This is a genomic window from Gordonia sp. J1A (assembly GCF_055393515.1).
In genome coordinates this window covers 2,544,200-2,563,574 of record NZ_AP041607.1, presented here as the reverse complement: position 1 = coordinate 2,563,574, position 19,375 = coordinate 2,544,200, and the positions used below count along the sequence as shown (strand labels likewise).

Below are 19,375 nucleotides of genomic sequence, written 5' to 3'. Positions count from 1 at the left end.
CGGCAGTACCCTCGTGCCATGACCGCCACCGTCGCCCAAGTCGCCGCCGCCAAGTACGTCATGCTGACCACCTACAAGAAGGACGGCACTCCCGTGGCATCGCCGCTGTGGGCGGCGCCCGACGGTGACGACATGTTGCTGTGGACGGTCGGCGATTCGTGGAAGGTGAAGCGGCTGCGCCGCAACAACAACGTGCTGGTCCAGGCGTGCAACGCGAGCGGGCGCAGCACCAGCGGACCTCAGGTGGCCGGGCTCGGCGAGATCGTAGACCGGCAGCGAGCCGTCGACGCGATCATCCGCAAGTACGGGCTCATCGGCCGGCTGACCATCTGGGGATCGTCGTTGCGCCGGGGCGCTTCGGCGACGGTCGGGATCCGCGTCCGCGACGTGCTGTAGATCCCCGAAGGGCCTGTCGTGCGAGCGTGCCCCAGGCCGGTTGGGCGAGCGTTCTCCAGGCTGGTTGAGCGAGCGTTCTCCAGGCTTGTTGTGCGAGGGTGCCCCAGGCTTGTTGAGCGAGCTTTCCCCAGGCCGGTTGAGCGAGCTTTCCCCAGGCCGGTTGAGCGAGCTTTCTCCAGGCCGGTTGAGCGAGCTTTCTCCAGGCTTGTTGAGCGAGCGAAGCGAGTCGAAACCCTCACCCGACCCGCGCCAGCAACGACAGCGTGACCCGCACATACGCCTGTGCGGCCGTGACGAGTTCGGACAACGACACCGATTCGTCGGGCTGATGCGCCTGCCCGTTGATGTCGCCGGGCCCCATCACGACGGTGGGGATGCCGAGGGCGGTGCTGATCCAGCCGCCGTCGCACGCGGCGGTCCAGCCGCCGACACGGGTGGGCGCCCCGGAGTCGGCGACGGCCTGCGCGGTGGCATCGACGATCGGATCGTCGGCCGGGGTGGCGAAGCCGGGCAGGTACATCGTCGGAGTCACCGAGACGGCGACACCGTCGGACTCGATGCCCGCGGCGCGGATCTCCTCCGACAGGCGCCTGCCGATCTCATCGACGTCTTCGCCGGGCATCAGCCGACGGTCGACGCCCATCGCGCAGGTCGGGGCCACCACTGAGATGCCCTGTCCGCCGTCGATGGTCCCGACGTTCCACGTTCCGTAGCCGAGCAGCGGATCCGGGTCCGCGGCCATGCGGCGCTGGTCGGCGTCGATCAGCTCGATCACCCTCGCCGCGGCGAGGATCGCGCTCGCGCCGTCGCTGGGGCGGCCGGAGTGCGCCGCGCGGCCGGTCACGGCCACATCGAAGTACGACGCGCCACGGCAACCGCGAACCACCTCGAGCCGGGTGGGCTCGGCGACGATGCATCCGAGGTACTCGCCGGAAGGCGGATCGGCGACCAGATGCCTCACCCCGACCCCGTGTTCCTCCTCGTCGACGGTCACCACCAGGCGGACCGGTCCGGAGACCTCGACGCCGTCGTCGACGGCACGCGCGACGACCTTCATCGCCGCCACAACGGCGGCGATGCCGCCCTTCATGTCGGTGGCGCCGCGTCCGACGATCAGATCGCCGTCACGACGTGGCACGAACGGATCGCCCGTCCAGCCGGGCCCGGGCGGAACGACGTCGGAGTGCCCCAGGAACATCAGACCCGGGCCGGCGGCGTCGCCGTTGACCGTCGCGATCAGATTCGGCCGGCCGGGCGCGGCTTCGGAGACCTCGACGTCGAACCCCGCTTCGCGGCACGCATCGGCCAGAACCGCGACGGTCGACTCCTCGCTGCCACCTGGGTTGACGCTCGCCTCGGCGATCAGCGCACACGTCAGCGCCTCGACCTCGGCGGCGTCGACAGCGGCTGCCAGAGCGTCGACGACGTCTTGACTGACAGTCCTCATCGTCGGCCTTTCTCCTTCAGCTTCGAGTCGTCGGGCGCACAGGGAGCCCTCGATAGTAGGCTATGCCCGATGGCCATTGTGTATTTCGTGATTGCGGTGCTCGCGCTGTTGGGTGCGGGCGCCCTGTTGTGGCTGGACCGGAACCGGTCGCAACAGGTTCACCACCAGCGTGCTGTGTGGGGCGAGACGCATTCCTTCAAGTTCCGCGAGACCGACAGCAAGCTTCGCACCGTGTTCCATCGTGCCGCGATGGACGTGCCGGAGCACGTCCGGGTGCGCGATGTCGCCTACGGCGTCTACGAGGGTGCCGAAGCCGTGGTCTTCGACCTCGAAGACACGTCGACCATCGTCGCGGTGCGTCGTCCGGCCGCGTCGGCGGTGACCGTTGACCTGCGCTACGAGGATGTGCTCGCGCCCGCGGAAGACGATGTGGATCTGCTCGGCGCGATGGGATCGCGCGTCATGTTCGCGAGCAATCTCGACGCCGCACGCCGGATCTGCGACCGCCGCATGGTGACACTCGCCACCGACACCCCGGCCTACGTCGAGATCCTGTGGAACGAGGGCAACTGGGCGCTCGGCGCGATGCCGGTGACAGTGGAGGACGAGCGTCTCGACGTCGCACTCGACGCCGTTCGCCGCTTCGCGGATCTGCTGCGCGTACTGCCGCCCGCCGTGGTGCCGCAGGACGCGCCCGACCCGCGCGATCCGCACGGTCCCACCAACGAGGAACTGGCCGACGAGAAGACCGAGTCTCTGCGCGACAAGGAGCGTCGTCGCCGCATGGAGGCATCGGCATCACAGCCGGCCCCGCGGCCGGAGCCGCGCCCGTCCCGGCTGGACGCGACACCGCGCCCGCCCGACTCCGCGGGCACTTCGCGGATCGAGCCGATCCGGCGGCCTGCGCCGCGACCGGTCGCCGATCCCCGCACGTCCCGGGAGCGTTTCGCTCCGCCGGACCTTCCGCCGCTGAACGACCCGCGCGAACGCTGATCCGGCACGCCCGGACCCCTGACCTCTTGAAGCCCTCTTAGGAGCTGGTGACCCATGTCGGCATCCGATGCCACCCCCGCCGTCGACGGCGCCGCGCGCGCCCGCCTCGCCGAACTGGTGACCGAACTGGCCGTCGTGCACGGCAAGGTCACGCTGTCGTCGGGCAAGGAAGCCGACTACTACGTCGACCTGCGCCGCGCGACGCTGCACTCGGAGGCCTCACGGCTGATCGGTCAGCTGATGCGAGAGCTGACCGCGGACTGGGACTACGCCTCCGTCGGCGGACTCACGCTCGGCGCGGACCCGGTCGCGACGTCGATCATGCACGCCGACGGTCGGGCCGTCGACGCGTTCGTGGTGCGCAAGGCCGCCAAGACGCACGGCATGCAGCGACGGATCGAGGGCCCGGACATCGCGGGGCGTCGCGTGCTGGTGGTCGAAGACACGTCGACCACCGGTGCGTCGCCGTCGCAGGCTGTCGAGGCCGCCCGCGAGGCCGGTGCCGAGGTGGTCGGGGTCGCGACCGTGGTGGATCGTGCGACCGGCGCAGACGATGTCATCACCGCGCTCGGTGTGCCGTACCGGTCGCTCCTCGGGCTTGCCGACCTCGGCCTTGCCTGACCGGCCCGACGACGCCGTCGGGCCCACCGAGTGGGTCACCGGGGTCGGCCCGGCCGTCGGTGTCGGCCCGTGGCTCGAGGAATGCGAGGGACCGCTGCCCGGTGACCCCCGCTACGACCGCACGCTCCTCGCGGAGGGGGATCGGCGCAACGTCGTCGACGCCTACCGCTATTGGACCCGCGAGGCGATCGTCGCGGACCTCGACACGCGTCGCCACGAGTTCCACATCGCCATTGAGAACTGGGGGCACGACGCCAACATCGGCACGGTGGTGCGGACCGCGAACGCCTTCCTCGCGGCCGAGGTGCACATCGTCGGGCGCCGCCGCTGGAATCGGCGCGGTGCCATGGTCACCGACCGCTACCAGCATCTCCGGCACCACTCCACCGTCGCCGACCTCATGGAGTGGGCTCGCGCGGAGCATTTGACGGTGGTCGCTGTCGACAACACACCCGGCGCGGCGGCGCTGGAACGCACCGAACTCCCGCGGCGGTGCGTGCTGGTGTTCGGCCAGGAGGGACCCGGCGTCAGCGACGAGACGCAGGACAGCGCCGATCTCACGGTCTCCGTCGCGCAGTTCGGGTCCACCCGCAGCATCAACGCGGGCGTCGCCGCGGGCATCGTCATGCACGCGTGGATCGCCCAGCACGCCGACCTCGATCAGGCGTGGTGATCGGCTTCCGGTTCGCCGTTCATCCGCGCTTCAGACGGGGTGGTTCAGCGCGTCGATCACCTGCTGGATGCAGTCGGACGGGCGGTCGTTGATCATGTGCCAGTTGAACTGCAGTTCGCGCCACCCGAGTGACTGAAGGTGGTTCGCCTTGGCGAGGTCGTTTCCGTGGCGCCGCGGATCGCGGTGAAAACTCCAGCCGGAGATCTCGACGGCCAGCCGGTGGTCGGGCCAGGCGAAGTCGAGTCGCCACCCGCCGGTCGGGAACTGCTGCACCCACCCGTCGAGTCGCCACTGCCTGAGTAAACGTGCGAAGAGTCGCTCGGCCTCGGACTCGCTGTCGGACCCCGCGATGCGGACGAGCCCGCGGGCTTCGCGGATCCCGACCAGACCGGCGTGGTCGGTGAGCGCGCGCTCCAGGTCGGCGAGCCGGACCTGCCGGGTCTGCAGCATGCGGTCGAGGAATGCGGTGCCCTCGGCGAGTTCGACAGCGGTCATCAGTGCGGTCAGCGGCTTGTGTGTCAGGGACAGCCCGCGGACCCGGGTGAGCGATTCGGGACGGTACACGCGGCGCACGGCACGGACGCCGACCGGCCACTCGAGGGAAGGCGCCTGCGACCGGCACGAGAGGGTGAGATGCGTCGGCAACTGATCCACCATGCCGTGCCACCACGCGGCGGTGGTCCGGTCGGCGACGCCGCGGTGCGCGAGAACCGCTGCGCGGACCATCGCGGCCTCAGTGAAGTCGTTCGCCGCCGATCGGTAGACGCCCCGCGCCAGGGCGGACCACTCGCCGCGCTCGATCCTGCCCTGGATCTGCCTGCGGGTCAGCCCCAGCTCGATCGCCTGCGTTGCCGTGATGACGCCGTCGTGCGCCGCCAAGTAGGCCGCGACGTCCCCTGTATCCCCCACATCTGATTAGACGCGGCGGAGTGCCATTCGGTTCCACTGCGAATCCTGTCGAGTTGGTACCCGCCACGGGTACCAACTCGACAGGATTCGCGGCTCGGCCGAGATCAGTCGAGTTCGACCGTGCTCTCGCTCTTCTGGATCCGGCGACGGCGCAGCCACTCGAAGACCATCGGCAGCACCGAGATCAGCACGATCACGATGAAGATGGGCTCGATGAGCTTCTGGATGATCTCGAACTGGCCCAGCCAGTAGCCGAGCAGGACGATGCCCGCGCCCCAGACGATCGCGCCCACCACGTTGTAGATCGTGAAGACGGCGAACTTCATCCGCGCGGCGCCGGCGACGATCGGGGCCAACGTGCGCACGATGGGTACGAAACGCGCCAGGAAGATGGTGATGGGTCCGTGCTTCTCGAAGAACTCGTGCGCCTCGTCGAGGTAGCGCTGCTTGAGGAAGCGCGCATCCGGCTTGAACATCGACGTCCCCGCGTAGCGGCCGATCCAGTAACCCACCTGGCCACCCAGGATGCCCGCGATCGGGACGCCGATCAGCAGAGGCCACAGGGTGAGGCCCGAGTCGGCGACCTTGGCTGCGTTCTCGCCCGCCTCGCCCGCGGCGATCAGACCAGCGACGAACAGCAGCGAGTCGCCCGGAAGCACCGGGAACAGGACGCCCGACTCGATGAAGATGACGAGGAGCAGACCCCAGAATGCGGCCGCTCCGAAGTACCCGATCAGATTGAACGGATCCATGAAGCCGGGCATCAGTGCCACGTTCGTCGTGGTCTCGGCAAGCAGAGTGTCGATCACAGGCCCCGATCCTACCGGCAGTCGCTTCGAGAACCCTTAACGATGTCCTTGGCAGGGGACCGGCCCGGCCCGGCGAGGCAACCGTCATACTGGATCGGACAGCTAACAATCGAGTGGAAAACATCCACTGGCTCTCTTAGGACGTGAGAATGCCTATCGCAACCCCCGAGAAGTACGCCGAGATGCTGGCCAAGGCCAAGGCGGACGGTTACGCGTTCCCTGCCATCAACTGCACCTCGTCGGAGACCGTCAACGCGGCCATCAAGGGATTCGCCGATGCCGGCAGCGACGGCATCATCCAGTTCTCGACCGGCGGTGCTGAGTTCGGTTCGGGTCTGGGTGTCAAGGACATGGTCACCGGTGCCGTCGCCCTCGCCGAGTTCGCCCACGTCGTCGCCGAGAAGTACGACGTCACCATCGCGCTGCACACCGACCACTGCCCCAAGGACAAGCTCGACGGCTTCGTCCGACCGCTGATCGAGATCTCCCGCGAGCGTGTCGCGAAGGGGCAGAACCCGCTGTTCCAGTCGCATATGTGGGACGGCTCGGCCATTCCGATCGACGAGAACCTTGAGATCGCGAAGGAACTGCTCGCCAAGACCAAGGAGGCGAACATCATCCTCGAGGTGGAGATCGGCGTCGTCGGCGGCGAAGAGGACGGCGTCGAGAACGCCATCAACGACAAGCTCTACACCTCGGTCGAGGACTTCGAGAAGACCGTCGACGCGCTCGGTACCGGCGAGAACGGTAAGTACCTGCTCGCCGCCACGTTCGGCAACGTCCACGGCGTCTACAAGCCGGGCAATGTGAAGCTGCGCCCCGAGGTCCTCAAGGAGGGCCAGGACGCCGCGGTCGCCAAGCTCGGTCTCGACGCGTCGGCCAAGCCCTTCGACTTCGTCTTCCACGGCGGCTCCGGCTCGCTCAAGAGCGAGATCGAGGAGGCCGTCGGCTACGGCGTCATCAAGATGAACGTCGACACCGACACCCAGTACGCGTTCACCCGCCCGGTGGCCGGTCACATGATGACCAACTACGACGGTGTGCTCAAGGTGGACGGTGAGGTCGGCAACAAGAAGGTCTACGACCCGCGCAGCTACCTGAAGAAGGCAGAGGCCTCGATGGCCGAGCGCGTGGTCGAGGCGTGCAACGACCTCGGGTCGTCCGGCAAGTCGATCGGCCGCTGACCGGCCGGGCCGCACGCGCCCGATACGAGATGAGACGGTCCCCCGGAGCGATGCTCCGGGGGACCGTCTCGTGAAGTGCGGGACCGCGGGCGTTACGGCTTCAGGCAGACCTTCCATTCACCGTCGATCTGGTGAAGCGTGATCTGCGCGGGCGCGGTCTTCGAAGGATCGTTGCTCGGGTACATGTCGACGCCGACGCGTGCGGTGTCACCGTTGATCTGGACGGCCTTGACGTCGTCGAAGGTCATCAGCTCATTGCGGTTCTTCTGGGCTTCGAAGGCCTTCTGGAAGTCGGCGTCGGAGACCTTGGAGTAGTACGCGTAATCGGCGCCGCAGGTCACCTCGCGCAGCTTGCCGAGGTCACCCGAGGTCATCGCGCTCCGGTAGTCCTTGGCGGCGTCGGCCACCTTGTGCTCCGGTGAGCTGCCGACCAGCGCATACCAGAGGCCGACCGCGATCGCCGCGATGACGATGACCGCGGCGACGAGGAGGCCGATCAGCTTGCCACGGCTGCGCTTGCGCTGCGTTTCGGCCGGCGCGACCACCTGCGGCGCGGGCTTGGCCTGTGCGGGCCGACCCGCAGGTGCGGCGGCGGCACCGGCTGCTGCGGCTCCGGCTGCGACAGCCGCGGGCACCGCCATCTCGGTGGTCGGCGCCTCCGATGCCGGCACCTCGACGGGCTGATCGGCCGGGGCGGCGACCTCGACGGTCGGGGCCGAGGCTGCATCCGTGTCGGAGGGCGCCTCGTCATCGGTGGCCGTCGGCGTCGCGGACTGATCGTCGGCGGGCAGGTCGATGGACTGCTCCACCAGATCGGCCTTCACCAGATCGACCTTCGCGTCGGTGCCGGCGTCCACCGCGTCACCGGTGGCCGCGTCGCCGGCCGAGAGCGCGTCTCCGACAACGGTCTCTTCGACGAGTGCGCCCTCCGCATGCGGCGTCGCTGCCTGCGTGGCGGCCTGAGTCGGAATCTTGAAGGCCTTGGTGGGCGTCTCGGAATTGCCGCCGCCCTGAGGAGCCGGGGCGTCCTCGAGCTTCTTGACCGGGGTCGGCTCTGCAGTCATCTGTGCGTCTGTTTCCTTCGTGTCTGTTTCCTTCGTATCCGCTTTGCCCTGCTCGCGCTGGGCACGGAAAGCACCGACCACCTTGTCGATGGCAGCCGAAGTGTCTTTGTCCGAATCAGACATCTGCTCAATTTCCAATGTTCGTCGGGGACAGTACTGCTAGACGCGCAGCGTCAGGATATCGGACCTGTCGGTCTCGAGCTTCTCCGGAGCGTCCCACTCAGGTGATTGAATGATTACGTGACGTCATTTGGAGATCTCCTCGGACCCCCGCCCACCCTGCTGCCGGGAGACGACGAAGCGGAGTCGGCTCTGCTGAACGGAACCGATCCCGCGGCCGTCGCCGCCGCGCACCCGTCGGCCTCGATCGCCTGGGCCCATCTGGCCGAGGCGGCGCTCGACGGCGCGTTGGACGGCCCCGAACCGGACATCGCACGGGTCGTGGCCGCATACGCCTACGCTCGCACCGGTTACCACCGCGGCCTCGATCAGCTGCGGCGCAACGGCTGGAAGGGTTTCGGTCCCGTCCCGTGGAGCCATGAGGAGAACCGTGGCTTCCTGCGCTGTGTGGGGGCGCTGGCACGTGCCGCGCAAGCCGTCGGCGAGGAGGACGAGTACCTGCGGTGCCTCGACCTGTTGAACGACAGCGATCCCCGCGCGATCGCCGAACTGGGGCTGGACTGACACCGACGGTCGTGGTGTGAGTGCACGAGGCCGCTGAAGAACCGGAGTCCAAGGCGTCGTTCCGCGACCTGGGGTCGCAGGGCGTGCAGCGACTGCCGTCGGTCCTGCGCGTTCGGGTGCGCAGACTGTGGCTGTCGCTGGTGCCGATCGCGCAGTGCGCCATCGCCGCGGGGCTGGCCTGGTTCGTGGCCTTCGACCTACTTCACCACGCTCGGCCGTTCTTCGCGCCGATCGCGGCGGTGGTGTCCCTCGGGCTGTCGCTGGCCCGCCGCTGGCGTCGTTCGGCGGAGCTGATCGTCGGGGTCTCCATCGGGATCCTCGTCGGCGACCTGGTGGTGACCCAGATCGGATCCGGTGCGTGGCAGATCACGGTTGTGGTCGCGGCGGCGATGGCCCTCGCGGTGTTCGTCGACGGCGGCCCGATGCTCCCGACCCAGGCGGCGTCGTCGGCGGTGCTCATCGCAACACTGCTGCCGCCCGGCGGTGCGGCGAGCTATCAGCGTGCGGTCGACGCGCTGGTGGGCGGCTGCATCGGCCTGCTCGTGGGGGCGCTGGTGCCGGTGAATCCGGCTCGGCGGGCGCGCCTCGACGCCGCGGGCATTCTGAACACTCTGCGCGATCTGAGCCACGACCTCGCCGAGGCGCTCCGCGCGCGGGACGAGGACGCGGTCTATCGGGTCCTTGCGGCGGCCCGTGGCACCCAGCCCGCCGTCGACGGCCTCCGGGCCGACATTCTGGCCGGGCGTGAGGTCGGGACCCTCTCACCGCTGTACTGGGCTTCGCGCGACCGTTTGCGCAAGATCGCCGCGACCGCCGATCCGATCGACAACGCTGTCCGCAACTTCCGCGTGGTCACGCGGCGGGCGCTGGGGCTGACGCAGCGCGGGGTGGCGGTGGAAGAGCCGATGATCGACATCATCGAGGACATCGGCGGACTGTTCGAGACCCTGCGCGCGATGATGCTCGCCGAGCCCGGTCAGCCGCCGGATCCGGCAGACGCCGCGCGCGAGGTGCGCTCGGTGGTGCGCAGAGCGCGCACGTCGCTGGCCGACCACGTCGAGGACCTCTCGGAGGCCGCGCTGCTGGTGGAGTTGCGCTCGCTTCTGGTGGATCTGTTGATGGTCGCCGGACTCAAGCGTTCGTCCGCCATCGCGCAGTTGCACCTGAACAAATGAGTACTCGAGATCACCAGACGCAGCACTCTTGTCATATATGCGAAAGTTCGCATATATTGAGGTCATGGGTACTGATCACGAACACGGCCACAGTCACGGCCCGACCGCGGCAGACCTGGCACGACCGGACGCGGGGCATCGGCGGATCTGGCCGCTGGCGGTGTCGCTGGGCCTGATCGGCACGTTCTTCGTCGTCGAACTGGTCACCGGCCTGCTGTTCGGCTCGCTCGCCCTCGTCGCCGACGCCGGGCACATGGCGACCGATCTGGTGGCACTGACGATGGGGCTGGTGGCACTGTTGCTCGCCCGCCACGGCCGGGTGACCGACGGCCGCAGCTTCGGGTGGTACCGCGCGGAGGTGTTCACCGCCGTCCTCAACGCAGTGCTGCTGCTGGGCGTCGGCGTCTACGTGCTGTACGAGGCCGTCGTCCGACTCGGGACGAATCCGGAGGTGCCCGGCGGACCGATGATCGTGGTGGCGCTGCTGGGGCTGGCCGCCAACGTGATCGTCATGTACCTGTTGCGGGCCGACTCGGGCACGTCGCTCGCGATTCGCGGGGCCTACCTGGAAGTGCTCGCCGACGCGGTTGGCAGCGTCGGGGTGCTCATCGCCGGTGTGGTCGCGATGACCACCGGCTGGGGATATGCGGACCTGATCGTCGCGGTCTTCATCGCACTGTGGGTGGTGCCGCGCGCGGTGAAGCTCGCGCTCGACGCACTCAAGATCCTGAACCAGCAGGCGCCGTCCCACGTCGACCTGGACGAATTGCGTGCCGACCTCGCCGCCCTGCCCGAGGTGCAGGACGTGCACGACCTGCACGTGTGGTCGGTGACGACCGGCATGGACGTGGCGACGGTGCATCTGAGCAGCACCGGAGATCACTGTGCCGCGCTCACTGCCGCGCAGCGGGTCTTCGCCGAACGCGGCCTCGAGCACGCCACAGTCCAGGTGGAACGTCCCGGCGACCGCTCCCAATGCGAAAGTCTCACCTGGTGAGAGCGGACTGAACGTCTCGACCCGAAGTGCGGAGCAGCGCCTACAGCCAGAACGCGAACAAGCGGATCCCGTACGAGACGAACGCCGGGCTGATTCCGAAGGCCTCGAACGCGTGGTAGACGAGGCCGAAGAACGCGGAGTTCAGCTGCGGGATGAACAGCAGCAGGAACAGGATCAGGAAGCCGAAGGGTGCGATCTTCTCCGCCGCCTGACGGACGTTCGCAGGCAGATGCGGTTCGAGCGCGCCGTAACCGTCGAACCCGGGCACGGGCAGGATGTTGAGCAGCGTCGCCGACAACTGCAGGAATGCCAGTGCGGCGGTGGCGGCCCAGAGGTTCAGGTTCGCGGTGGTGGGAGTGGTCGACGCGAGTGCCGCCAGAAGCGCCAGTCCGAGGACCAGGTTGGTCGCCGGGCCGGCCAGCGACACCTTGGTGCGCTGCGCGGGGGTGAAGGCCGCGGTGTTGAGGTAGACCGCTCCGCCGGGGAAGCCGATGCCGCCGAGCGCGACGATCAGCAGCGGCAGGGCGATCGACAGCCCCGCGTGGGTGTACTTGCGCGGATCGAGAGTCAGATACCCGCGGACTTCGGCCGACCGATCGCCGTAGCGGAAGGCGGTGAACGCGTGCGCGAACTCGTGCAGAGACAACGAGATCACCCATCCGCTCAGCACGAAGAGCAGGGCGCCGAACATGCCGAGGGCGCTGCGTTCCGCGCCGGACCGCAGCAGCAGGTACACGCCGACGGCGAAGGCCGCGCACAGCCCGAGGAACACCGGTCCGGGTCGAACGGACTTGAGGGCCGCGGTGGTCGGGGTGGTCACGGTCGCACCAGTCTCCAGTCGATGTGATGCCGATAGAAGGTGGATCGCTTCACGACGCGGTCGGTCAGTTCGCCTTCGCGCTCGACCACGAGGTTGGTGCCTCCGGTCTGAACCGCCCGGCCGCTCTTCCATCCGCCGGGCAGCGCCCGGGCGCGGCGGCCGCGGACTCCGGGTTCGACGGTCAGTGGCTCGATCTCCACCGCGCGGACGGTGCCGTCGAAGATCGTCGCCGAGTCGGCGATGCACTCGCCGTGCAGCTTCTCGCCCGCTGCCCCCAGATGTCGTGCCCGTCCGACGAGGACTGTCGCGGCATCGTCTCGGATGAGTGGAAGCTGCTGCGCCGTACCGGTTTCGGCGAGACGCATCGCGGCATCGCCGTGCGGTAGACCGTAGTTCCCGGTAGCGGCGGTGACGTGCGGTGCGACGTAGGCCACCTCGACGTCGAGACGTTCGAGCTTCATCAGGGCGGCGACGACCCGCGCTAAGAACGCGTCCGGCGCCATCGCATCGGAGTCGGTGGGGGCCACCACGATCCGGGGGGCGGCGCCGGCGGAAGCGGTGGCGGCGGAGCCGGCCGACGGGTCGTCGAGCAGGCCGGCGAGGCGGCGGGTCAGGGCGGACGGTACTTCGTCGCCGGGGCTGACCGTGATCAGCAGAGAGGGCACCTACCCAGGCTATACGGCAGCGGGGACCAACATTTCGACCGCGACCCAGTAGGGTGGGCACGTTAGGAGGAGCACCTGATATGGCTGCGATTGTGCTGATCGGCGCCCAGTGGGGCGACGAAGGCAAGGGTAAAGCGACGGATCTGCTGGGCGGGAAGCTGCAGTGGGTGGTGCGCTACCAGGGCGGAAACAACGCGGGACACACTGTGGTCCTGCCGAACGGCGAGCAGTTCGCGCTGCACTTGATTCCGTCGGGGATTCTGACGCCCGGTGTCAAGAACGTCATCGGCAACGGCGTCGTCGTCGACCCGAGCGTTCTGCTCACCGAGCTCAAGGGGCTGGAGGACCGCGGCGTCGACACGACTTCGCTGATGCTGTCGGCCGACGCGCATCTGCTGATGCCGTACCACGTCGCCATCGACAAGGTCACCGAGCGCTTCCTGGGCAACAGCAAGATCGGTACCACCGGTCGCGGCATCGGGCCCTGCTATCAGGACAAGATCGCCCGCGTGGGCGTCCGCGTGGCCGACGTGCTCGACGAGAAGATCCTCGCGCAGAAGGTCGAGGCCGCGCTCGAGATCAAGAATCAGATCCTCACCAAGATCTACAACCGCAAGGGTCTCGACCCGCAGCAGGTGGTGGACGAGACGCTGGAGCTGGCCGAGGGGTTCAAGCACCGGATCGCCGATACCCAGCTGTTGCTGAACCAGGCGCTCGAACGCGGTGAGACCGTGTTGCTCGAAGGTTCGCAGGGCACGCTGCTCGACGTGGACCACGGCACCTACCCGTACGTGACGTCGTCCAATCCGACCGCCGGCGGCGCGTCGGTGGGCGCGGGCATCGGGCCCACCAAGATCACGACGGTCCTGGGCATTCTGAAGGCGTACACCACGCGCGTCGGTGAGGGCCCGTTCCCCACGGAGCTCTTCGACGAGTGGGGCGAGTACCTGGCCAAGACCGGCGGCGAGGTCGGCGTGACCACCGGACGTGCCCGTCGCTGCGGTTGGTTCGACGCCGTCATCGCGCGGTATGCGACCCGCGTCAACGGCATCACCGACTACTTCCTCACCAAGCTCGACGTGCTGTCGAGTCTGGAAGAGGTCCCGATCTGCGTGGCCTACGAGGTCGACGGCGAGCGGGTGGAGGACTGGCCGATGACACAGACCGGCATCCATCACGCCAAGCCGATCTACGAGACGATGCCCGGTTGGTGGGAGGACATCTCCGGCTGCCGTACCTTCGACGAACTGCCCCAGAATGCGCAGAACTACATCCACCGGCTCGAGGAGTTGTCGGGTGCGCGCATCTCGTGCATCGGCGTCGGCCCCGGGCGTGACGAGACGATCGTCCGGCATCAGCTCGTCTGACCGGCGACCTCGATGAACGAGCCGCGCGGGCTCAGTCGCGACTACGGGTCGACGCTGCTCGGTGCGGTCGATGAGGGGCCGCGCAGGCAGCGCATCCGGATCCAGCTGCTCCTGACGACGACCATCGTCGGGGCGCAGTTGATCGGGATCGTGGTGGCGATCTCGCTCGCGCTGGTCGGTATCCCCGACCCCTCGTTCCTGCGCGGCGATCTCGTATGGGTCAACTTCCTGGCCCTGCCGGTGTATATCGTGTGTTCGCTGGCACTGGGCGTGCTGGTCGGCACGGTGATGACGGTCCGGTCACTCAAGTGGTCGATGCGCGACCAAGTGCCGACTCGGGACGACGCGCGGCGCACCGCGTGGGCGCGCCGTCGGCTGACTGCGCTCCAGGCACTCCTGTGGGTGGGTGCCGCGGTGATGCTGGGTATCTGGTACGGCGTGGTCGACCCGATCCTCATCCCGAAAGTGGTGCTCATCGTTCTGATGAGCGGCATCGTCGTGATCGCCATCGTCAACATCTTCGTCGACGTGCTGCTGCGGCCGGTGTACGCCAAGCTCATGCAGGCGGGTTTCTCCGTGCGCGGCAGCTCCGTCCGGTCGCGAGCCCTCAGTGCCTGGCTCATCGGCACCGGCGTCCCGCTGAGCGGCGTGTTCATGGTGGTGCTGTTCGCGGCCACCAGCGGTCGCTCGTCGTTGGTCGGCGTGTTCGTCTCGGTGACGGTGCTGGTGGCGGTGGCTGCCGCAGTCGGCCTGCTCGCGATGTTCCTGTTCTCCTGGGATGTGACCGGACCGATCCGCAACGTTCAGGCCGGAATGAGCAAAGTCCGCGGCGGAGACGTCAGCCCGGCCGTCGACCTCGTCGTCTACGACGCCTCCGAACTGGGGGAACTGCAGTTCGGGTTCAACAGCATGGTCGCGGGACTGCGCGAGCAGGAGCGAGTGCGCGACATCTTCGGACGTCACGTCGGCCGCGACGTGGCGGCGCAGGCGCTGCGAAGCGATCCGGAGCTCGGCGGCGCCGAGCGGACCGTCGCGGTGATCTTCGTCGACGTTATCGGCTCGACGACACTGGCCACCGAGCACACACCGACCGAGGTGGTAGCGGTGCTGAACCGCTTCTTTCAGCAGGTCGTCGAGGCGGTGGAGACGCACCGGGGCCTTGTGAACAAGTTCGAGGGAGACGCGGTCCTGGCGATCTTCGGCGCGCCCCTGGAAATCGACGATCCCGCGGGCGCGGCGCTGGCCGCGTCGCGCGAGATCGCCGATCGTCTCGCCCGCAACGTGCCGGAGTTGAAGGCGGGTATCGGGGTGAGCTTCGGGACCGTGGTGGCCGGGAACGTCGGCGCGATTCAGCGGTTCGAGTTCACGGTGATCGGCGACCCGGTGAACGAGGGCGCACGACTGTCGGAGGCCGCCAAAGAGGCTCCGCACCTGCCGTTCGCGTCGGAGCGGGCGGTGGCGGCGGCAGGGGACGACGAGGCGCGTCTATGGTCGCCGCGCACCGCGCTCGTCCTGCGCGGACGGTCGGCTCAGACACGGATCTACACTCCGACCAGCCGGCGCACCGACTCCGGCAGCGGACGGTCGGAGGACCAGTCGGCCGCGCGCGGCACCCCGTAGCCGCTGGTGAACGGAATCACGCCGCACCACGCGGTGACCTCGTCGTCGGGGCGGACGACGCCCTCGCCGGCATTCGCCTTGTAGACCCACTCGCCCTCCTCGATCCGCAGAACCGTCACATTGGTGGCCGCGATCTCCCGTTTCGTCATCGGACGTACCTCGTCGTTCCGGCCGGGTGTGAGTAGGTCGGTGAACCGGGTCAGCAGTTCGGCGCGGTCGTCGGCCCGTGCGTTCTCCAGTCGGCCGTAGACCACCGCCGAGCGGAAATGCACGGTGGAGTCGAATGTCGAGTTCGCGAGGACGAGGGCGTCCATCGCGGTGACGCAGAAGGCCGAGCGCTGATCGGCGGGGCGGCGTGATCCCATCACTCCGGCACCGGTGGATCCGTGCAGGAGGATGCGGTCGCCGTCGCGCACATGCAGGGTGGGCACGCTGCGTACGGCGGCGGTGCCTCCCTCACCGAAGGCCGTGGACAGCACTCCCCACCACTGCTGGTCGAGGAGACGGTCGAGGCTGTCGCGGTCGGTGCTCTGGCGGTCGCGCTTGCGGGTCAAGTTCTCCATGACTCCAGTACAGAGCCATACTGGACTTGAGAGAAGATCCAGAATCGAGCAATTCTGGAGACCAGTATCGATGGTGGTCGGGCCTCGGATGTCAGAGGTCGGTCGCCGGAAGGCGAGGTGACGTCGTGGCGCGGACTCCCCGGGACGTCCATCTGCCGATCAGTCTGCCCACGCCGGTGCGGAGCAGACGATTGGTGGATGAACTCCTCGCCGCAATCGTCGACGGCCGGCTCGCCGAGGGCGACTGGCTGCCGTCCACCCGAGTGCTGGCCCGGCAACTGAGCTGCTCGCGATCGGTGGTGACCGGTTGCTACGACGAACTGATCGCGGCCGGCTTCCTCGACGGGATCCCCGGTGCGGGCACACGGGTGCGTGCCGGTGCGCGCGCGGCGGTACGGCTCGGCGCGAGATCGCATGTGACGGAGGAATCGGCGCCCGTCGTCGTGCGTGGGGAGGGTGCGGTTCCGCGGATCATCGGAGATCTGCGGCCCGGGGTGCCGGACGGTTCGCTGATCGACGCGCGTCGGTGGCGCAGCTGCGTGCGGGCGGCGACGTGGACGCCCGAGCCGTCGACGGCCGGGACGACGGCTCTGACGGCCGCACTGGGGGAGCACCTGCGCAGGCATCGAGGGGTGCACGCCGAAGAGATCCTGCTGACTCCCGGATCGTCATGTGGGTTCGCACTGCTCGGCGAGGCGGCGTGGGACTCGGGGATTCGGCGCGCCTTCGTCGAAGCGCCCGGATACGCGGAGGCGCAGCGGGAACTCGCGCGCGTCGGTTTCTCGGTGGAACCGGTGGAGGTGGACGCGGACGGCGTGTGTGTCGGCCGGCTGCCGGACGATCGCTGCCTGGTGTACACGACGCCTGCGCACCAGTATCCGCTCGGCCACCGGATGTCGGTGGATCGACGCGCGCGATTGGTGGAGTGGGCGCGCCGGACCGGCTCGGTGATCATCGAGGACGACTACGACGGCGAGTTCCGGTACGACGTTCCGCCGCTGCCCGCTCTGCAGGCACTTCCCGGTGCGCGCGAATTCGTGGGGTATGTGGGCACAGCGTCGAAGACGCTCACCGTCGGGTTGGCGGTCGCGTGGACGGTGCCGCCGGGCGTGCTGTCCGACGCCGTAGGGCGGAGGTACGCCGAGCGTGCGTGGTCGGTGGCGGAGCCGGTGGCGGGCACCCTCGCGGAGTTCATCTCCCGCGGCCACCTCGCGACGCATCTGGCGAAGGTCGCCCGCACCTATCGTGATCGACGAAATGCGTTGTCGGCGGCGGTGATTGAGCGCTGTCCGGAGATGCCGATCATCGGCGTCGACGCCGGGCTGCACGCGACGATCGTGATCGACCGCGTTCCGGGAGCCCAGGTGCGTGATCGACTGGAACGATCGGGATGGCTGGTGCGCGCCGTCTCCGACTACCCGTTGGCAGACAAGCAGTCGGTGGACGGGGTCGTCGTCAGCTACGCACGATTGACGCCGGCGTCGGCGGTGAGATTCGCCGAGGCGCTTCGGCGGGCTGTGCCAGAGGTTTTGTCAGAGGGCGGCGGTATGATTCGAACATAGAAGCACAGCAGAAGTGTTCTCGGACACTGTGCAGGTGGAGGGGGTGGGTTCGATGGTCACGTCAGAAGTGCTGCCGGACGATCCGGCCGCCCTCGCCCGCCTGTTGGAGGCTGCGGCGACCAAGTTCGCGTCGCTGCCGCTGTCCGCGGTGACCGAAGACGCCCTGTTGGAAACCGTCGAGACCCTCGAGCGCACGCATCGTCGTCTCGACGGTGTCGACGCCGCAGTGCTGGTGGAGGTCTCCGACCGCAGCGCCTACCGCAAAGCCGGATACCTGTCGGTGCATCAGTATTTGGCGCAGGGGTTGCGGCTCGGTGACGGTGCCGCCCGACGCCGACGCGTCAGCGCCGCCGGCATCGGACGATTCACCGACCTGCAAGGCCAGACCCGCGAACCGATACTGCCGGCGACTGCGGTCGCGGTGGGCGAGGGTGCGATCGGTGCCGACCACGTCCGGGAGATCGACGCCGTCATGGACAAGATTCCCACCGCGATCGACGCGCAGACCCGGGCACGGGCCGAGGTGCAGTTGGCGTGGGTCGCGCGTGAGTTGAGTCCGGCCGGTGTCCGCACCGCCGGCATCCGATTGCTCGCGCACCTGGATCCGGACGGAACCGTCACCGACGAACGCGACCGCAAACGCCTGCGCGGCTTCACGATCCTGCCCCAGGATCTGCGGCTGATGAGCAAAGTCCGCGGCTACCTCACCCCGGCGTTGCGCGCGGAAATGGAAGCCGCACTGCCGTCCTGGGCCGCGCCGGGGATGAACAATCCCGACGACCCGGACTCCCCGTCCGGGACCGTGGAATCGGCCGACCCGGCCGCTCTGGCGGCCGCGGTGGAGCGTGATACTCGCACGCCCGGGCAGCGCACCCACGATGGTCTGCAAGCGCTGCTGCGCGCCTCCCGCACTGGTGTTGGGGGTGGTCGGCGGTCGGGTGATCTGGTCATCACTGTCACCGACCACGAGTTGGCCGAGCGGGCCGGGATCGCGTTGACCGCGACCGGGACTCGGGTGCCGGTGGCGGAGTTGATCGAGGTCGCCGCCGCCGCAACCCCGCACCTGGCCGTCTTCTCCGCCCACACCGGACAAGCCCTCTACCTCGGACGGGGACGCCGGCTGGCGTCGCGGGCGCAGCGGTTGATGCTCTTCGCCCGCGACCGCGGCTGCACCGCCCCCGGCTGCGCAGCCCCGTTCACCCGGACGCAGGCCCATCATTTCCCGGACTGGGCCGACGGCGGACCCACCGACATCGACCACCTCGGCGCCGCATGCGGGCGTCACAACCGCTCCGTCGGCCCCCGCCCCGGGCAATGGCAGACCACCATCCTGATCGACGGACCCCACGCCGGCCGCGTCGTCTGGCGACCCAGCGGCAACACCAGGGACGGGACAAGACCGCCCGGATGGCGGATCAACCAAATCCACCACGCCGAACTCCTCCCGGACCACCAACCCCAGCCGCCGCCCGAACCCAGCGAATCCCGGATCGAGAACTACCTCGACACACTCCTGGCCGCCTGACCGGACACACCCGGCCGGGAGCACGGAAGTGCGGTGGCCTCAGCGGAACTCGGCAGCAGTGAATGAAGTTCCTCCGACGGCACGATGATCTGGGTTGCAGTCGTTCGGTATTACGAGCCGATCCTGCTGCGCTGCCACCAGCAGGCTCCAGTGCTCCTTGACCCCGGCGGCCGCACGAGGTGCACGCCAATCGGTCATGCCCCCAGCGTAGAACGTGTGCGTTCGGTGCAGCGCCCGCTCACGAGGTCATTCGGCCGAGCGAGCGCCGACCGTCTCCGGAGCTGTGCACCCGTAGAATCCG

At 68.5% G+C, this 19,375-nt stretch carries 20 protein-coding genes; 12 read left to right on the top strand and 8 right to left on the bottom strand.

The window, feature by feature from the left end; all coding sequences use genetic code 11:
- Positions 1-18 precede the first annotated feature (18 nt).
- Positions 19-396 (top strand): PPOX class F420-dependent oxidoreductase, encoded by a 378-nt coding sequence (locus tag ACZ5QD_RS12000; RefSeq protein ID WP_006896127.1) that lies wholly within the window; start codon positions 19-21, stop codon positions 394-396.
- Positions 397-631: 235 nt separating this feature from the next.
- On the opposite strand, the gene ACZ5QD_RS11995 is transcribed toward ACZ5QD_RS12000, so the two are convergent.
- Complete coding sequence (locus tag ACZ5QD_RS11995; RefSeq protein WP_062366530.1) at positions 632-1,843, bottom strand: M20 family metallopeptidase; 1,212 nt, start codon at positions 1,841-1,843, stop codon at positions 632-634.
- 69 nt (positions 1,844-1,912) lie between these two features.
- Here ACZ5QD_RS11995 and ACZ5QD_RS11990 point away from each other — a divergent pair, with 69 nt between their 5' ends.
- Genes ACZ5QD_RS11990 through ACZ5QD_RS11980 form a run of 3 tightly spaced genes read left to right on the top strand, consistent with a single transcriptional unit; the run spans position 1,913 to position 4,130 of the window.
- The gene (locus ACZ5QD_RS11990; protein WP_006896129.1) at positions 1,913-2,836 is read left to right on the top strand and encodes a hypothetical protein; all 924 of its coding nucleotides are present in this window, start codon (positions 1,913-1,915) and stop codon (positions 2,834-2,836) included.
- 54 nt (positions 2,837-2,890) lie between these two features.
- Positions 2,891-3,457 carry an orotate phosphoribosyltransferase gene (gene pyrE, locus ACZ5QD_RS11985; RefSeq protein ID WP_006896132.1) on the top strand — a complete coding sequence of 189 codons (567 nt, stop codon included), beginning with the start codon at positions 2,891-2,893 and terminating at the stop codon, positions 3,455-3,457.
- Positions 3,450-4,130 (top strand): TrmH family RNA methyltransferase, encoded by a 681-nt coding sequence (locus ACZ5QD_RS11980; protein WP_222111068.1) that lies wholly within the window; start codon positions 3,450-3,452, stop codon positions 4,128-4,130. The genes pyrE and ACZ5QD_RS11980 overlap by 8 nt, the downstream gene beginning before the upstream one ends.
- 30 nt (positions 4,131-4,160) lie before the next feature.
- Here the strand turns inward: ACZ5QD_RS11980 and ACZ5QD_RS11975 are convergent, their stop codons facing one another.
- Entirely contained in the window at positions 4,161-5,039 is an 879-nt protein-coding gene (locus tag ACZ5QD_RS11975) for a DUF559 domain-containing protein (protein WP_375003542.1), read from the bottom strand.
- A gap of 104 nt (positions 5,040-5,143) precedes the next feature.
- Entirely contained in the window at positions 5,144-5,848 is a 705-nt protein-coding gene (locus ACZ5QD_RS11970; RefSeq protein ID WP_464366776.1) for a DedA family protein, read from the bottom strand.
- A 149-nt stretch (positions 5,849-5,997) separates the two neighbouring features.
- Here ACZ5QD_RS11970 and fbaA point away from each other — a divergent pair, with 149 nt between their 5' ends.
- Positions 5,998-7,032 carry a class II fructose-bisphosphate aldolase gene (gene fbaA / locus ACZ5QD_RS11965; RefSeq protein WP_062366561.1) on the top strand — a complete coding sequence of 345 codons (1,035 nt, stop codon included), beginning with the start codon at positions 5,998-6,000 and terminating at the stop codon, positions 7,030-7,032.
- 92 nt (positions 7,033-7,124) lie between these two features.
- On the opposite strand, the gene ACZ5QD_RS11960 is transcribed toward fbaA, so the two are convergent.
- Entirely contained in the window at positions 7,125-8,096 is a 972-nt protein-coding gene (locus ACZ5QD_RS11960; protein WP_464366775.1) for an Rv0361 family membrane protein, read from the bottom strand.
- A 240-nt stretch (positions 8,097-8,336) separates the two neighbouring features.
- Here ACZ5QD_RS11960 and ACZ5QD_RS11955 point away from each other — a divergent pair, with 240 nt between their 5' ends.
- The 3 genes from ACZ5QD_RS11955 to ACZ5QD_RS11945 all read left to right on the top strand — a co-directional run bounded on the left by ACZ5QD_RS11955 (position 8,337) and on the right by ACZ5QD_RS11945 (position 10,952).
- A complete protein-coding gene (locus ACZ5QD_RS11955; protein ID WP_006896138.1) occupies positions 8,337-8,780 on the top strand; it encodes a DUF3151 domain-containing protein in 444 nt (147 codons plus the stop codon).
- Positions 8,781-8,800: 20 nt separating this feature from the next.
- On the top strand, positions 8,801-9,955 hold the full coding sequence (locus ACZ5QD_RS11950; RefSeq protein ID WP_464366774.1) for an FUSC family protein: 1,155 nt from the start codon (positions 8,801-8,803) through the stop codon (positions 9,953-9,955).
- Between the two features lie 64 nt (positions 9,956-10,019).
- Positions 10,020-10,952: a cation diffusion facilitator family transporter gene (locus tag ACZ5QD_RS11945; protein ID WP_346076407.1), complete on the top strand. Its 933-nt coding sequence runs from the start codon at positions 10,020-10,022 to the stop codon at positions 10,950-10,952.
- Positions 10,953-10,992: 40 nt separating this feature from the next.
- Here ACZ5QD_RS11945 and ACZ5QD_RS11940 read toward each other — a convergent pair whose 3' ends face one another.
- Positions 10,993-11,772, bottom strand: a complete 780-nt coding sequence (locus ACZ5QD_RS11940) for a site-2 protease family protein (protein WP_006896141.1) — start codon at positions 11,770-11,772, stop codon at positions 10,993-10,995.
- Positions 11,769-12,428 (bottom strand): hypothetical protein, encoded by a 660-nt coding sequence (locus ACZ5QD_RS11935; RefSeq protein ID WP_375004082.1) that lies wholly within the window; start codon positions 12,426-12,428, stop codon positions 11,769-11,771. The genes ACZ5QD_RS11940 and ACZ5QD_RS11935 overlap by 4 nt, the downstream gene beginning before the upstream one ends.
- A gap of 89 nt (positions 12,429-12,517) precedes the next feature.
- Between ACZ5QD_RS11935 and ACZ5QD_RS11930 the strand changes: the two genes are divergently transcribed.
- A complete protein-coding gene (locus ACZ5QD_RS11930) occupies positions 12,518-13,804 on the top strand; it encodes an adenylosuccinate synthase (RefSeq protein WP_006896143.1) in 1,287 nt (428 codons plus the stop codon).
- 12 nt (positions 13,805-13,816) lie between these two features.
- Positions 13,817-15,424, top strand: a complete 1,608-nt coding sequence (locus tag ACZ5QD_RS11925) for an adenylate/guanylate cyclase domain-containing protein (RefSeq protein WP_045538257.1) — start codon at positions 13,817-13,819, stop codon at positions 15,422-15,424.
- Here ACZ5QD_RS11925 and ACZ5QD_RS11920 read toward each other — a convergent pair.
- A complete protein-coding gene (locus ACZ5QD_RS11920; RefSeq protein WP_464366773.1) occupies positions 15,346-15,987 on the bottom strand; it encodes a pyridoxamine 5'-phosphate oxidase family protein in 642 nt (213 codons plus the stop codon). The genes ACZ5QD_RS11925 and ACZ5QD_RS11920 overlap by 79 nt on opposite strands.
- Before the next feature lie 125 nt (positions 15,988-16,112).
- Here ACZ5QD_RS11920 and ACZ5QD_RS11915 point away from each other — a divergent pair, with 125 nt between their 5' ends.
- Together ACZ5QD_RS11915 and ACZ5QD_RS11910 are read left to right on the top strand one after the other, a co-directional pair.
- Positions 16,113-17,549, top strand: coding sequence for an aminotransferase-like domain-containing protein (locus ACZ5QD_RS11915; RefSeq protein WP_006896146.1), 1,437 nt, complete (start codon positions 16,113-16,115; stop codon positions 17,547-17,549).
- A gap of 52 nt (positions 17,550-17,601) precedes the next feature.
- Positions 17,602-19,074: an HNH endonuclease signature motif containing protein gene (locus tag ACZ5QD_RS11910; RefSeq protein ID WP_464366772.1), complete on the top strand. Its 1,473-nt coding sequence runs from the start codon at positions 17,602-17,604 to the stop codon at positions 19,072-19,074.
- A 39-nt stretch (positions 19,075-19,113) separates the two neighbouring features.
- Here the strand turns inward: ACZ5QD_RS11910 and ACZ5QD_RS11905 are convergent, their stop codons facing one another.
- Positions 19,114-19,272, bottom strand: coding sequence for a hypothetical protein (locus ACZ5QD_RS11905; RefSeq protein ID WP_156479387.1), 159 nt, complete (start codon positions 19,270-19,272; stop codon positions 19,114-19,116).
- Positions 19,273-19,375: the final 103 nt, after the last annotated feature.